Origin of the sequence: Methanolobus sp. WCC4, assembly GCF_038022665.1 — an archaeon.
In the GTDB taxonomy this organism is placed as follows: domain Archaea; phylum Halobacteriota; class Methanosarcinia; order Methanosarcinales; family Methanosarcinaceae; genus Methanolobus.
Genome location: NZ_CP150629.1, coordinates 72,165 through 86,709 on the forward strand (window position 1 = coordinate 72,165; position 14,545 = coordinate 86,709).

Consider the following 14,545-nt stretch of genomic DNA (forward strand, 5'->3'; position numbering starts at 1 on the left):
CCTGGCGAATACCAATGGCAGCTTTTCCTTAATTTGTTACCTCATATACTGTTCTCTGCCAGAATTTCTGGTTCAGACAAACATAATATACATGGGATCCAATTTATTATAGGGGTAATCAATTCGTGGGCGAATTAGAGAACACTGACTTTCTGAGTATGGACCGTCGAACGTTCCTCAAGGTAGTGGGTGCCATGGGAGCATCGACTTTCCTGGGACTACACCGTTCTGAGATAGTAAAAGCACTCGAACTATCAAATACAAGGGTCATATGGATACATGGAGCCGAATGTACCGGCTGTTCCGAATCCGTTCTGAATGGAAGGGACCCTGATATTTTCCAGGCGATACAGAAACTAAGTGTTGATGTTGCCTACCATGAGATGCTGATCCAACAGCAGGGCATCTTTGTTGACGGTGAACTTGCATCCACATCCGAGCTGAATTCGGAGATAATGCTGGAGGAAGCTATCGAAGAAGGTGGCTACATACTTGTTGTCGAGGGTGCTATTGCCAACGGACCTGATGGCAGCGGTAAATACTGCATGTATGGTGATCATACTTTTAAGGAATTGTTCAGCAAAGCTGCAAGTAACGCAACCTTCATACTGGCCATAGGGATGTGTGCCACATACGGCGGTATAAATTCAGCGAACAGTAATATAGTCGATCTCACTGACTTCAGGGGAGTAGCGTTCCTTAGAAGGGACCCTTCAAAGGGAATGCTCACAGAGCTTGGTATTGACAGACCGGTTATAAATATAGCCGGATGTCCTGCTAATCCTGACTGGGTACTTCTGACACTTGCTGCCGTGATACTTGGAAAGATCGACATCAATGATCCAGATCCAATCCTGGATGAATTCAAGCGACCCCTTGTATTCTTCCCGGAAGACGTAACTCTGCACTGGAACTGCCCACGCAGAGGATATTATGATATTGGACAATTCGACACTGAATTCTCAGGAGATGCATGTCTATGGAAGCTTGGTTGCAAAGGACCCTACACTCATTCAGATTGTGCTCTTCGAAAATGGAACGGTTCGGTGAACATGTGCACTCAGGCAGGTTCTCCATGTATTTCCTGCTGTGAACCCGGATTTTTCGATAATTCAACTCCTTTCTATAAAAATGCCCAAAGCGTCGCACCTTCTGGCGGTGAAACGGACAGATCGGTCACTTCCAATGAAAACAATGGGGCTGCCACCACAGGATCTGCAATTGGCCTGGGTGCCACAGCAGGGGCTACGATAATCGGTTCTGCGGCTTATGCTGCCCGCAAGATCGCCAAAAATAATGATGATGAAAAGGAGATGGATCAATGACCAATGTCACAATAGACCCATTGACACGTATTGAGGGTCATTTTCGTTTGTCCACTGAGGTAAATGAGAATGGGGTCATCACAGATGCACAGAGCTCAGGAATGCTCTTCAGAGGAATTGAGCGCATACTTGTGAACCGTGACCCGAGGGATGCAGCCCGTATCACGCAAAGGGTATGCGGTGTCTGCCCGACCGCTCATGCAATAACATCTGCAAATGCTCTGGAGGATCTTTTCGGAATTGCTGATCAGGTACCAAAGGATGCCCTTGTTACAAGGAATATTATGCAGTCCCTGAATATGATAGACAGCCATGCTACGCATACCTATGCACTCTGGCTGCCAGATCTGGTGAACCCTGCATACAGGGATGTCTTTGCAACTGCGGACAATATGGGAACTATGCTATGGAAGGAATTACTTCATCGTTTTGCCCCCTTAAGCTACAGGATAGACGGCATATCAATACCTCCGGGCCAGACATATGTGAATGCTATCAAGGAAAAGAGAAGACTTCACGGATCTATAGCCCTCATTGCCGGAAAGATGCCACACCAGATGTCGACCATATTCGGAGGGGTCACCTATAAGCCGACGGTCGCAGATATTGGAAAACTCTCCTACTACTATTACCAGTTAATGGATTTTTTTGAGAGATATACGCTTGGTATGGACCACACCACATGGCTGGACAACACCTATAGGGCATCTTCACCCCAACGTGCGGTGGAATTCATGATAGAGCACCTTCAGGAGCTCACAGAGAGTTCAATAAGCTCCAACGACTTCTCATATTCTGCCGGGTGGGGCGACACTGACCTGCTTGTTGTACTTGGTTCTGAGCTCATAGGCGAGGAGATCCTGGGCCTTCCTGTAAGTTTTAAACTTGACAGAACAGGAACCTACAGTGATCCTGCGAATATAGGGTTCCTGTCCTATGGAGCATATTATGACGTGGAGAATGGAGATGGATATGATCCTCTGGAATTTGGTAAGAGCAGTTTCCTGAAAGCCGCTTTTATTACCGGTTCACTTGAACGTAAAACCTTCGACCATATGAAAGTGACTGAAGAAGTATCCCATTCATTCTATACAGGTGAAGGTGACCTTCATCCCTTTGATGGGGACACAGAACCTGTGAGAAATGCTGATGAGATCGATTACCATGGTGACAGCCAGAGCAAGTACACGTGGATGAAGGCACCACGATACGATGGTGTTCCATGTGAAGTAGGTCCCATTGCCCGCATGATAGCAATGCAAGAACCACTGACCACGGGCCTGATGAATACATTTTCAGATAATGGCTATTCTACTGTCAATACTTACATAAGGATGGTTGCAAGAGTGCAGGAGATGCTCATTCTTTTAGAGAGACTGATCCAATGGGTGACGTCCGACCTTGACCCGAGTGGACGATTCAGTGTTCCGATAGATATGAGCATGGCAAAGGATTCTCAGGGCGTCGGCCTCTGGGAAGGTGCCCGCGGTGCACTGGGTCACTGGATAAAGACCGGTTCAGATTCAAAGGTCACAAAATACCAGATGGTTGTGCCTACCACATGGAATGCGTCCCCAAGGGACAGTAACGGAATACCCGGGCCCATAGAACAGGCCCTTATAGGCACAAAGGTATCAGCGGCTGAAAATATGCTTGGGATCGACAACTCGAATCCCATAGGAATATTGCACACTTCAAGAGCATACGACCCATGTATCGCATGTGCCGTGCATACTATTGACCTGAGACAGAAAGATGGCAAAGGCGAGCGAGTCTTCGATATCGTTTAAGGGATTGGGATTACCCACTCCGCAGGAGAGAGATATTATTCCCTCCTCCTTCTCATGAACATCAGTGCCGAAATTGTTCCGGCCACAGCCAATATCGCTTCAAACCCTGGTTGTGCGGGTGTTGGCTGACGTTCTATTACTGAATTGAAAAGTATCCTGGAATTGTCCAGATATTCATAGGTCCTTTCCTTATTGTGTATCCCATAACTTCCATCCCCTTTTACCGCTTCCATATAGAATACGGCATTGTTGTAATCTGCCAGTACAGAATCATATTCGGACGTACCGTTGAACCTTTCCAGTGATTCGGTTGCGTTTGTTCTCAGAGCTTCAAGATTATCAAGTCTTTCAGCAACGATTCCCTGCTTTGCTTCAAGGACCGGTGTGAAGAATTCCTTATGACAATCATAGCAACCATTGGAAGAATCAGGACTGAACAACAGTTCCGGCTCAAAATCGAAGGTATGTCCCGTTATGGCAGCTTCCCCTGTAGTATCATTGAACTCACGGGTGGCCATATGACAATCTGAGCAGCCTATGCTCACGGGATGAACGCCAGTATAATAGATGGAACCGTTATACATCTCCCAATTCGTATAGGACACTGAAATTGTCATACCATCAGGTGATGCATCTTGCGAATTGTGGCAGTTCGCACACAGCAACACCTCGTCCTCTATCCGGCAACCTGCAGAGTGAGGGTCATGGCAGGCGACGCATGTTATACTCCATTCAGAAACATCAGATGCTTCAGGAACCTCAGCAAGGTTCAACCCGTAAACATCCTCATCGGCCAGATTTGGAATTGCACCGTCTGTGGACTTGCATGACACACACGAATTATCCATTTCGAGAATGAACGGCTCTCCTATGTCAGCAGGTTCTGAATGGCTCATCGTATCAGTTATGTTGAAACCTTCTTTCCCGAACTCATCCCATTCCTCGATCACAGGATGACTGTCACCTCTGTGGCAGGTCCCACACACCTCAGCAGAGAGGCTCACTTCAGGCACATTACCAAAAGGACTACCAATGTGAACATCATAGCCCCCTGCTGGTGGAGCATGGCACGCCTCACATGTGATAGGCTCAATTGTTGTTTCTGCTTCTGACCCTGCATGTACAGATGCATTCCATATATCATACGTACCGGAATGACAGCTCTTACATTCCTCAGGTTGCCCTGCAACGGATATCATAGTTAAAATGAAAACCATACCCAGTGCCAAATAAGCATATTTCGTCAAATAACTCCCCCACATATCCAGTTAATAATATTCTGGCCCAATTCTATTTAAGAAATTGCAACGGGAAGTACCCATAATAACGATTTCCCGGAACAATTATATGAAACGTTGATGTGTGAAAAATACCTGAAGTCATTTACATGCTCATGACCCGTATGAAAACTAATCAATTCTTCGTTGACATTTATTAACAATAAAACCATCATTAACTGAACGTAGAGGAGATCCATGCCCATCGATCATATTGGCTGCTGCGGTGCATATTGCAGAACCTGCAAACCATTCAACACCGGATCCTGCAAGGGATGCAAACTCGGCTATGACACCGGCGAGAGGAACATAACCAGAGCAAAATGCAAGATGAAAGTCTGCTGCATTGGAAAAGGTTTTGAGACCTGTGCCGACTGTCCTGAAATAGATCCATGTCCAACAATAAATGAGTTCTACGGCAAGAACGGACATAAATACAGAAAATATCAGCAGGCAACTGAGTTCATCAGGGATAATGGATACGAAGAGTTTTTGAAGATCGCCGATAACTGGACCAATGCCTATGGGAAATACAAATAACACTGCAACAGAAGAGTGTATCAAGCAACTTCGTGAGCTACTGCCAGAACTGGAAAGAAAGTTCGATGTTAGTTCTATTGCGATATTCACTCCTTATGTCAGAAATGAACAAAACAAAAAAAGTGATATCTACTTGCTTGTAGAATACATTGAAATGCCCGGATTGCTTGGGTTCATTGAGCATGAGAAGTACCTTTCTGATAAATTGGGAATTAAAGTTGAGCTTGTACTCAAAACTGCCCCGAAAACAAAAATTGGAAAAGACATGTTGAACGAGATAATACCTATAGAAGAATGAATGCATAACCACTGATAATTGATTCGTTCAAACTTTCCATCGGCAGACAAACTTAAATAACCCCACACTCACCTACCAGCATGAACCCCGGAAGCTCCAGAAGTAACATCAAACCAGGACTCAGTGTCGGAATAGTCCTGAAACAGGACCAGAGAAGTGGCAAGATCACCAGAGGTATTGTCAAAAGGATATTAACAAAATCATCAACCCATCCTCACGGAATAAAGGTCCAGCTCGAAGATGGTCGTGTAGGGAGAGTAAAGGAAATTCACTCAGGTGAATGAATTTTTTAGTTATTTATCTTTTTTCACTCATTCTTTGTATAGCATGCAAAACCCTTTTTGCAGCTCGTACATCTTGAACTGGACTTATATGTCGCCCCGAAATCTGCCGGCTTCCCGGAAGTGACCGAAACACACACAATACTCTGGCCCAGAGGTAGTGTTGCAAGAACAGGAGTTCCACACATAGGACATAACACATTTTCGATTTTCATATATATACCTCTCTAGCTAAGCTTACGAGATAGGTTATCAAAAAACAAGGATAAGGAAAAAGTATCCGGACAGATACAGATCAACATGGTCAGTCGTACTGCATCTGCCTCGTAGAATATATCAGAATTGAATTATGTCAAGATATAATTAGTATCTCTTAGGTGGTCTGTGGTTCTGGAAGCATTCCCTGCAGTATACAGGTCTGTCACCAGATGGCTTGAAAGGTACTTCAGTCTCCTGTTTGCAGTCAGAGCATGTTGCCTTGTGCATTTCTCTTGGACCGTTGTTTGACCTAAAGCCGCCGCCACCGCCGCCTCTACTGTTTCCGCCTCTGTTATTGAATCCCATTTTATTTATCTCCTGATTTATTATTTAGTCCGTACAGCATAACCGAGACTGAGAATTATTGTATGAACAGTTTAATCCGTTCCAACCAAATCGCCCATTCCGATATGACTACTTCTTACTGTCAGCAATTGTTAAAAGAAGCACGCAAAAATAGAGTTATCCTTTATTAATCGTTGAGCAATCGAACTAGTGTGTAGAACAACCCCATTATATAAAAAACCGGTGCTATCAATTTAGACTGTTGACAGATTGTGAGTGTCCAACAAAAAACAAAATAAATCATGTAACATCCAGAAAAGAACAGTATATAAGTAAAGCTATTTCAGATCAAATAACAAGATAAAAATAGATCATGCGGGAGCAGCACCCGCATTTTCGATCTGGTTTAGCTGTAGTTTCTGCTCATCTGTGAATATCTTATCGATATCAAGCAATATAAGCAGTCTCTCGTCAACCTTCCCTACACCCTGTACATATCGTCCGGTAATTTCGGAAACCAGAATATCAGGTGCAGGCTCGATATTTTCACCAGGTATATTTAAGACCTCATTAACCGAGTCAACGATCACTCCTGCGGTCAGGTCACCTATTTCCAATACCACTATGCGTGATTCATCATCCCTGTCCTCACGGATCATGCCGAACTTTGCTGCAAGGTCGACGATCGGGATTATGCTTCCACGAAGGTTTATCACCCCTACCACATAATCCGGGATCTGCGGGATCTTAGTGATAGAAGGTATGCGAATGATCTCTTTTACTTTATAGATCCCAATACCGAACTCTTCATTAGAAAGCTGGCATATGACCATCTGAAGCAGCTCTGTGGAAGAGCTGTTTTCCTTTGTATCCAATTCTGTCATTATAACACCCACCGCATCAAACAAATCTCATTTTTGAAGGACTTGCATATCTCCTTGTATGAGTGATATTCTGGTTGTCCAGACGGAATCTGGATACCACGTCCTGCATACTGGTTGATACAGCAGCAAGTTCCTGGGATGATCTTGAAAGCTCCTGCATGGAGTCTGCCTGGGACTGGACAGAGTCAACTGCTTCCTGTGCCCCTGCAGCAGATTGCTCTGCAATGGCAGATACCTCTTCACTGGCAGATGTAACCTGTTCAATTGATGCGGACTGCTCTTCTGCAGCAGCAGCGATCTCCTGGGACATTTGGACGATCATATCTCCTGCCTTAACAACCTCTTCGATGGCAGAAACAGAATTCTCAAGAGAAACTGCTCCGGTTTCAACTTCTTCGGTACCTCTTTTCATAGATGAGACCGCATTGTGTGTTCCTTCCTGCATCTGCTGTATGAGCTGTGCGATCTCCTTAGCAGCTTTACCGGAGTCCTCAGCGAGCTTTCTCACTTCGTCAGCCACCACAGCAAATCCGCGTCCGTGTTCGCCTGCCCTTGCAGCCTCAATGGCAGCATTCAGTGCAAGGAGGTTGGTCTGATCAGCGATCTTGGTAATAAGACTGACGATCTCACCTATCTGTTTGGATTTGTCATCAAGGTCCTGAATAACGTTTGAGGAGTCATCCACCGCAGATTTGATACTGTTCATCTTTAAGCGTAGATCCTGGGACATCTTACCTAGATTCTGTATAAGATTGTTGGAATCTACAGCATTCTTTGCAGCTTGCTCGGAGTTTTTGGCCACTTCCTGGACAGTGCGACTCATGTCAGCCATTGATAGCGAAACCTCTTCGGTCTTGGAAGACTGTAGCTGCATGCCTCTGGATATCTCAGTAACATTGCTTGTCACCTGCTCGGATGTAGCTGCCAGTTCCTCAGTAGATGCAGACATTTCCTGTGCAGTTGAAGCGATAACTTCAGCATTCTCACGCATCACACCTACAACATTCTGGAGCTCGTCACCCAGACCATTGAGAGTATCACTGAGTTGTTTGAACTCTCCCTTCGCATCTATTGTCACCCTTGTAGTAAGGTCGCCATCGGCATACGAATTGATGACCCTTGCTGCCTCGTTCAGCGGACCTATGACAGCATCAAGAGTAGAATTAATTCCTGTCACGATCTTTCCGAAGTCACCTTTGTGCTTTGATGCATCTGCACGGACATGAAGCTGTCCTTCCACAGCCGCCTCTATCAATGTATCAGTATCAGCTATCAGGGATTTAAGGTTTGAACGGACCTGTTCTATGGTCTCATTGATGAAAGCCTTCTTACCAGGGAACTGTTCAAGTTCAGCATCAAAGTTACCCTCACCGAATTCCCTGACACATGCCATTGCCTTCTTCTTCACACTGATATGACCATTGACCATGTTGTTGACACCCTCTGCCATTTCATAGTAAGCACCTTCGAACCTGTCCAGTGGGATAAAAACATCAATGTCACCCAAATCATGCTGTGCTGACATGTTGTTCATTTCCTGAATGAACTTCTTTACATTATCACGCACTCCTTCGATAACCTCATTCATGACAATCTTCTTACCAGGGAATTTTTCAAGCTCGGCATCGTAGTTACCTTTTCCAAATTCTCCCATACATTCAAGGCCTTTCAGTACACTGTCGATGTGACCTTTGACCATATCGTTGACACCGATAGCCATATCACAATAAACACCCTCGAACTTGTCTGCTGGAATAAAAACATCAATATCGCCTGCATCATGCTGTGCTGACATATTGTTCATTTCCTCAATGAACATCTTTACACTGCCACGCACTCCTTCGATGACCTCGTTCATGATAATCTTCTTACCAGGGAACTGTTCAAGTTCAGCATCATAGTTACCTTTGCCAAATTCTCCGACACATTCAAGGCCTTTCAGTATACTGTCGATGTGACCTTTGACCATATCATTGACACCGGTCGCCATCTCATAATAAGCACCTTCGAATCTGTCCACAGGTATAAATACATCGATCTCGCCTGCTTCATGTTGTGCTGACATGTTGTTCATTTCATGGATGAAGCCCTTTACGTTACCACGTAATTCCTCAATTGTCTCGTTTATGAAAGCCTTCTTACCAGGGAACTGTTCAAGTTCAGCATCAAAATTACCCTTGCTGAATTCTGCAACACAGGCCATTGCTTTCTTCTTCACGGAGATGTGGCCATTGACCATATCATTGACACCCCTGGCCATGTCAGCATAGACTCCATTGAACTTATCTTCCTGTATGACAACATCAATATCACCCAGATCATGTTCTCTGCTCATTCGTGACATTTCACTCGTGAACATGTTGAGCTCATCTATAAGCTGGTTGATATTGTTCTTGATCTCATTGAAGTCACCCTTATAATCATCAGTTATCTTTTCAGGTATGTCCCCTTTTGAGATCCTGTCAACATATTCTGCAGAAACATTCAATGGTGAGATCACCGCGTCAAGGAGATCGTTGATACCTTCCAGGATCTCCCTGTCGGTTCCTTCATATCCATCAACCCGGGCACGGGCATCCAGTTTACCCTCGATTGCAGCCTCGACAAGTGTGAGTATCTCTTTTACGGCATTGGAATTGTCTTGCTTTGTGCCTGCAAGATCGTTTTTTTCATCTAACATATATACACCTTGTTTTCCTAACTGTTGCGCAGTTTATAGTTCAGATTAACTTCCATATACCCAGATGCAAGAACTATAAAGCAAACTGAAATTTTACTACTGCACAGAGATCAATAATTGTAGTAATCCTGTGTTCACGGCGTTAACCCGCGGAGTCGTATATACACAAAAATAATATATAAATATTAGTATACATAATATGTGACCCGTAGTCGACACCATGCACAGCTATGAAGGCTGTTTACAAATACATTAACAGAATCCAAAAATCCTTACAAATACATTCAACTGAATATCATCTACAAAGCCCCTTTTAAATCCAGGTCTATGAAAACATTACATTCTTTTGTGAACAAAGAATTAATACATCTATAGTACATAATTCAATTAGGGTCATTATGAGTGGAAAAATATCAGATAACGGTAAAATGCCTGTATTATTCATCGGACATGGTTCACCAATGAACATCATACAGGACAACAGCTACACACAGAGCCTTTCCAGACTCGGTAAAGAGTTACCAGAACCTGAAGCAATAATGGTAGTCTCAGCCCACTGGATGACCGACGGGACATATGTTACCTGCAATGAAAAACCAAAGACCATATATGACTTCTACGGTTTCCCCAGGGAACTATATGACATTGATTATCCAAGTCCCGGTTCACCTGACAAGGCGGAAATGGCATGCCAGATAGCACGCAAAGTGCCAGTGGAATGCAGTAACCAGTGGGGACTGGACCATGCATCGTGGGCAGTGTTAAAACACATGTACCCTGAAGCCGACATCCCTGTCTTTGAGATGAGTATTGACTACTCCTTCAACGAATGGCACCCAAAGATGATGCAGTATCACTATGACATGGCAACCGAACTCAGGGAGTTACGGGAACAGGGCGTGCTTATCATAGGAAGCGGGAATATCGTGCATAACCTGAGCCTCATCGACTTCATGAACGTTAACGCAAAACCCTATAAATGGGCTGTGGAATTCGATGAGAAGGTGAAGACCAACCTCCTGTCCGGTAACCACAGGGACCTTATCGAATACCTGAACATGGGTGAGACAGCAAAACTTGCTGTTCCAACACTGGACCATTATCTGCCCATGATATATACAATAGCATTACAGGAAAAAGGTGAGACTCTGGAATTCACCCATGAGGGCTTCCAGCATGCCTCTGTATCCATGAGATGCTTTAAGATAGAATAAGAGGATCTCAGCCGAAGAACGGCTGAAACTGTAAAAAGTAACTGAGTTGGACTATTTCACCCTGTCACCATATATTTGTCTGAAATGGTCCTTCGGGTCAAAATCTGTCTTGAATTTCAGTTTACCTGAATTGGACTGGATGTTGATCTCCCATATATTCTGGATCTGGTCATCATCTGAACTGCTCTTTTTCTTTACTTTGATCGACTTTATGCCGGCATTGGGTATTGCAAAATTTGCCTCGTTCTCCGCCAGTGCTGCCTGTGCACTCATTGCAGCGTACCTTTCAGCATATCTGAAAGCACCCTTCATCTGAGCTCCCCACTGCCCCATGAATCCTTTACCTTCAGCTTTTGCCTGATCACGGGATTCCTTGACAACCTGTTTCATAACATCATTCGTTACCTTAGCGAATATTGTTGAATCGGGTGTTGCGACAAGTGTGAACGCATCGTAGGACAGACCCAACATCTTGCTTTTCTTCATATTCGGAACTATTCCGATCACTTCGTCTTCCATAGTAAACCTCCTCGTCATCCGATCAAAGGATACCACCATTACTATAATTTTAAATAACACTGGATGACTTTGTAGAAAACATACACCAGTGTGTATATAAATATTGTTATATTGATCTGTGCTCAAAGGTATCTTAAAAAAGAAAAATATGTAAAAAGAAGTTACACAGGAATCTGTACTAAAGGCAGATGGAAATGGAAAGTGGTTCCAACATCCGGCTCGGATTCGAAACTGATCTCACCACCAAGTAACTCTACAAGGGATTTGGATATGGACATACCCAGACCCGTTCCTTTGTACTTTCTGGTGGAATCATCACTGACCTGCCTGAAACGTCCGAAAACGCAATCGAACTTCTCCTCAGGGATACCTATGCCGGTATCTTTCACATAGAAATGGATACATTCACCGTTGACCGAGTAACCGAACTCGACTGAGCCCTCGTGTGTGAATTTCAGAGCGTTACCAATGATATTGTTGAAGATCTGTCTTATCCTGTGCTCATCTGAGTAAAGGAATGAATCGATGTCATCAAGCCCTTTCACCACAACAAGGTCAACAGGCGGTTCTTTCATGTCAAACTGTACCTTGAAGATGGAATAGAGATCATCAAGCATCTGGTTCACATTGAATGCTTCATTGTAGATCACCAGCTGATCAGCCTCTATTTTAGAGATGTCAAGGATATCATCGATGATCAGCAACAATTGTTCACCACTCTTTTTGATAAGACTCGCGTAATGGACCTTTTTCTCATTGGAGAACGATGGAACCTGGATCATATCTGAAAAGCCGAGTATTCCATTTAGTGGTGTTCGAAGTTCATGACTGATGTTTGCAAGGAACCGGGATTTCAGGAGATCAGCTTCTTCAGCCTTCTCCTTTGCAGCGATAAGCTCTGCCTGGGTGTTCTTTAACATCCTGCGGTTGACCAGAAGCAAAGCAATGAGAATGAATTGGTAGAGAAGTGCTATGAATACGACGAGTATCTCGCTCTTATATAGTTCAACAAAAGAGACATCCTTTCCTACTATTATGCTACCTTCCGGAAGGGATCCCTCTGATATTGAGAAACGTTGCATCTGTTCCCAGTCGAACATATAATCATGGTATTGACTATCCATCACAGGAAGTTCAGCTGGATCCTCACCATCGAGCAAACGCAAAGCATATTCGCCGGCAAGTTTGCCTTCATTCTCAGCAGTGGTCAGTTTACCGCCTACAATACCCTGACCCAGATAGAATCCCCATACGGAGTAAACCGGAACTTCAGCAGCCTCCGCGACAAGTTCCATAGATTCTACCATTTCGAGATCATTACCGTCCTTATCCCTGTTGAAAAGAAGCATGAAGATAACAGTGTCTTCAGAAGCCTCTGAGACGGTTTGCTGCATCTGCAAAATGGACATATCTTCCAGATATTCTATCTGGACCCTGTCCTCGTAAGGCTCTAACTCCTTCTTTGCCTGCTCCGTCGTTATCAGTGAAGTGTGAGTGTTATTGTCCCTTACAACAAGCAACCTTTTGGTATCAGGATGCAACTGCAATATAAGTTCCAGTGTGTCCGCAGGCTCGATATATTCGACTATACCTGTGACCAGAGGGCGGCTCTCCCTCCATTCAGGGTCATAATCATTGGCACCACAGAAAACAACCGGAATATCCGGAGGGAATATGTCCATTCCCGCATCAGAGGTGATAAAGTCAATGGCATAGTTATCTGCACAGATTATCAGGTCGAAATTTTCATGACCTTTATACTTATGCCGGTAAGCATCTGCCAGCGAATCAATGTATTCCTGCTCAGGATGTCTTTTCGCATCCATATATTCAAAGTAGAATTCCGCATCGGAGTATTCAGTATCTTTGAAGGCATCAGCAATCCCCTTGCTTATCATGTTCGACCATTCGTAAGTGGGATAATAAGAATGAAATATCAGTATTTGTGGTGCCTGTGAACTATGCTCGTTGGCAGGATCATCGTTGGACTCTACAGCAAGTACCGAAGTAACAGGAGACAGAAAAGAAGTGACCAGAATAGCTAGTACAAGCAAATATCTGACATTATTCCATGATATTTTTCCTGATAAGTGCATCCTGACCTGTCCTTTATTACGTGTGTATAAATTGAGAAGTTGCTGCGGAGGAAATGTATAATAATGTGCATTATATATAACCGATGGCATCTTACAGATCAGATAACTGTGTAGGAAGAAGAATTACTCATATTTTCAAATAATCCGGCAGCGACCACCCATTAACGAAAAACATATCATTGAAAAGGAATTTGTGACTGGCATATGCACAACAGTAGAAAAAGTACAGATGAGATACTCCAGGAAACTCTCGTTGAGATGGAGAACATAGTCGTCCGAAAGAATGGAAGTATCATCCTTGATTCCATTGATTTCAAGATAAAGAGTGGTGAGAACATCGCCATAATAGGACCTAATGGCTCAGGGAAGTCCTCGATCATCAAGACAATAATCGGAGACTACCGCCCAATTGCAGACACGCCAGGAATGGTTTTCAGAATTATGGAAAAGGACAGATGGGTAATCTCAGACCTCAAAAAGCTCATGGGAATAGTTTCAGGAGAGCTACAGCTTGAATACATGCGGGATATATCAGTAGTAGAAGTGATTCTTTCCGGCTTTTTCAGCAGTATAGGCATCTACCCTAACCTGAAGATCGAACCTTATATGCTGCAAAGGACAGCAGATATCATTGATTTCCTTGAGATAAGACATCTTGCCAGTAAGAACATATCCCACCTTTCAACCGGTGAAGCAAGAAGAGTTCTCATCGGAAGGGCACTTGTCCATGACCCCATGATTCTTGTACTGGATGAACCAACGAACAGCCTTGACCTGAAAAGCAAGCATGTGTTCAGAGAAACTGTGAGCAAGATAGCATCAACAGGGAAGAGTGTTATCCTCGTGACCCACGACCTTGAGGATATTGTCCCTGAGATCAACCGTGCGGTTCTCCTGAAGGACGGCAGAATCTTTGCAGACGGAGATATTGAGAATATACTTACTGCTGACAAACTGACGGAGTTATTTGGTATTCCGGTCGAGGTTGGTAAGGATAAGGGATATTATCATGCTTGGTGCTGAAATAAAGATCAAAAATGATGAATGAAACTGTAAAATATACCTAACTATTCCAATATTAACAAATAAAAGGAAAAA

The 14,545-nt window shown here is 43.9% G+C and carries 14 protein-coding genes; 7 read left to right on the forward strand and 7 right to left on the reverse strand.

The features are described from left to right. The first annotated feature begins 125 nt into the window (after positions 1-125). Together V7O63_RS00375 and V7O63_RS00380 are read left to right on the forward strand one after the other, a co-directional pair. On the forward strand, positions 126-1,325 hold the full coding sequence (locus V7O63_RS00375) for a hydrogenase small subunit (RefSeq protein WP_340819146.1): 1,200 nt from the start codon (positions 126-128) through the stop codon (positions 1,323-1,325). After that, a complete protein-coding gene (locus V7O63_RS00380) occupies positions 1,322-3,115 on the forward strand; it encodes a nickel-dependent hydrogenase large subunit (RefSeq protein WP_340819147.1) in 1,794 nt (597 codons plus the stop codon). The genes V7O63_RS00375 and V7O63_RS00380 overlap by 4 nt, the downstream gene beginning before the upstream one ends. Positions 3,116-3,150: 35 nt before the next feature. Here the strand turns inward: V7O63_RS00380 and V7O63_RS00385 are convergent, their stop codons facing one another. Beyond that, entirely contained in the window at positions 3,151-4,332 is a 1,182-nt protein-coding gene (locus tag V7O63_RS00385) for a PGF-CTERM sorting domain-containing protein (protein ID WP_340819148.1), read from the reverse strand. Between the two features lie 258 nt (positions 4,333-4,590). Here V7O63_RS00385 and V7O63_RS00390 point away from each other — a divergent pair, with 258 nt between their 5' ends. The 3 genes from V7O63_RS00390 (at position 4,591) to V7O63_RS00400 (ending at position 5,514) form a co-directional block, all read left to right on the forward strand. Beyond that, positions 4,591-4,932: a DUF3795 domain-containing protein gene (locus tag V7O63_RS00390; protein ID WP_340819149.1), complete on the forward strand. Its 342-nt coding sequence runs from the start codon at positions 4,591-4,593 to the stop codon at positions 4,930-4,932. Beyond that, a complete protein-coding gene (locus tag V7O63_RS00395; RefSeq protein ID WP_340819151.1) occupies positions 4,916-5,230 on the forward strand; it encodes a nucleotidyltransferase family protein in 315 nt (104 codons plus the stop codon). Before V7O63_RS00390 ends, V7O63_RS00395 begins: the two co-directional genes overlap by 17 nt. Positions 5,231-5,310: 80 nt before the next feature. Then, positions 5,311-5,514, forward strand: a complete 204-nt coding sequence (locus V7O63_RS00400; RefSeq protein ID WP_340819152.1) for a YwbE family protein — start codon at positions 5,311-5,313, stop codon at positions 5,512-5,514. Positions 5,515-5,537: 23 nt separating this feature from the next. Here the strand turns inward: V7O63_RS00400 and V7O63_RS00405 are convergent, their stop codons facing one another. The 4 genes from V7O63_RS00405 to V7O63_RS00420 all read right to left on the reverse strand — a co-directional run bounded on the left by V7O63_RS00405 (position 5,538) and on the right by V7O63_RS00420 (position 9,618). Then, positions 5,538-5,726, reverse strand: a complete 189-nt coding sequence (locus V7O63_RS00405; RefSeq protein WP_340819153.1) for a hypothetical protein — start codon at positions 5,724-5,726, stop codon at positions 5,538-5,540. A gap of 148 nt (positions 5,727-5,874) precedes the next feature. Continuing rightward, positions 5,875-6,075, reverse strand: a complete 201-nt coding sequence (locus V7O63_RS00410; protein WP_340819155.1) for a CxxC-x17-CxxC domain-containing protein — start codon at positions 6,073-6,075, stop codon at positions 5,875-5,877. A 350-nt stretch (positions 6,076-6,425) separates the two neighbouring features. Next, positions 6,426-6,938: a chemotaxis protein CheW gene (locus V7O63_RS00415; RefSeq protein WP_340819156.1), complete on the reverse strand. Its 513-nt coding sequence runs from the start codon at positions 6,936-6,938 to the stop codon at positions 6,426-6,428. A gap of 16 nt (positions 6,939-6,954) precedes the next feature. Further along, positions 6,955-9,618: a methyl-accepting chemotaxis protein gene (locus tag V7O63_RS00420; protein WP_340819158.1), complete on the reverse strand. Its 2,664-nt coding sequence runs from the start codon at positions 9,616-9,618 to the stop codon at positions 6,955-6,957. Positions 9,619-10,016: 398 nt separating this feature from the next. Here V7O63_RS00420 and ygiD point away from each other — a divergent pair, with 398 nt between their 5' ends. Beyond that, the gene (ygiD, locus tag V7O63_RS00425; RefSeq protein WP_340819159.1) at positions 10,017-10,832 is read left to right on the forward strand and encodes a 4,5-DOPA dioxygenase extradiol; all 816 of its coding nucleotides are present in this window, start codon (positions 10,017-10,019) and stop codon (positions 10,830-10,832) included. Positions 10,833-10,883: 51 nt separating this feature from the next. Here ygiD and V7O63_RS00430 read toward each other — a convergent pair whose 3' ends face one another. Both V7O63_RS00430 and V7O63_RS00435 read right to left on the reverse strand, forming a co-directional pair. After that, complete coding sequence (locus V7O63_RS00430; RefSeq protein ID WP_340819161.1) at positions 10,884-11,351, reverse strand: hypothetical protein; 468 nt, start codon at positions 11,349-11,351, stop codon at positions 10,884-10,886. A gap of 161 nt (positions 11,352-11,512) precedes the next feature. Beyond that, complete coding sequence (locus V7O63_RS00435; protein ID WP_340819162.1) at positions 11,513-13,405, reverse strand: ABC transporter substrate binding protein; 1,893 nt, start codon at positions 13,403-13,405, stop codon at positions 11,513-11,515. 246 nt (positions 13,406-13,651) lie between these two features. Between V7O63_RS00435 and V7O63_RS00440 the strand changes: the two genes are divergently transcribed. Further along, positions 13,652-14,470, forward strand: a complete 819-nt coding sequence (locus V7O63_RS00440; RefSeq protein ID WP_340819163.1) for an ATP-binding cassette domain-containing protein — start codon at positions 13,652-13,654, stop codon at positions 14,468-14,470. The last annotated feature ends 75 nt before the right edge of the window (positions 14,471-14,545 follow it).

What these genes read in the sequence shown, in the direction of transcription:
- V7O63_RS00380 (WP_340819147.1), top strand. Translation starts at nt 1,322, where the DNA reads ATGACCAATGTCACAATAGACCCATTGACACGTATTGAGGGTCATTTT.
- V7O63_RS00385 (WP_340819148.1), bottom strand. Translation starts at nt 4,332, where the DNA reads ATGGTTTTCATTTTAACTATGATATCCGTTGCAGGGCAACCTGAGGAA.
- V7O63_RS00390 (WP_340819149.1), top strand. Translation starts at nt 4,591, where the DNA reads ATGCCCATCGATCATATTGGCTGCTGCGGTGCATATTGCAGAACCTGC.
- V7O63_RS00395 (WP_340819151.1), top strand. Translation starts at nt 4,916, where the DNA reads ATGGGAAATACAAATAACACTGCAACAGAAGAGTGTATCAAGCAACTT.
- V7O63_RS00400 (WP_340819152.1), top strand. Translation starts at nt 5,311, where the DNA reads ATGAACCCCGGAAGCTCCAGAAGTAACATCAAACCAGGACTCAGTGTC.
- V7O63_RS00405 (WP_340819153.1), bottom strand. Translation starts at nt 5,726, where the DNA reads ATGAAAATCGAAAATGTGTTATGTCCTATGTGTGGAACTCCTGTTCTT.
- V7O63_RS00410 (WP_340819155.1), bottom strand. Translation starts at nt 6,075, where the DNA reads ATGGGATTCAATAACAGAGGCGGAAACAGTAGAGGCGGCGGTGGCGGC.
- V7O63_RS00415 (WP_340819156.1), bottom strand. Translation starts at nt 6,938, where the DNA reads ATGACAGAATTGGATACAAAGGAAAACAGCTCTTCCACAGAGCTGCTT.
- V7O63_RS00420 (WP_340819158.1), bottom strand. Translation starts at nt 9,618, where the DNA reads ATGTTAGATGAAAAAAACGATCTTGCAGGCACAAAGCAAGACAATTCC.
- ygiD (WP_340819159.1), top strand. Translation starts at nt 10,017, where the DNA reads ATGAGTGGAAAAATATCAGATAACGGTAAAATGCCTGTATTATTCATC.
- V7O63_RS00430 (WP_340819161.1), bottom strand. Translation starts at nt 11,351, where the DNA reads ATGGAAGACGAAGTGATCGGAATAGTTCCGAATATGAAGAAAAGCAAG.
- V7O63_RS00440 (WP_340819163.1), top strand. Translation starts at nt 13,652, where the DNA reads ATGCACAACAGTAGAAAAAGTACAGATGAGATACTCCAGGAAACTCTC.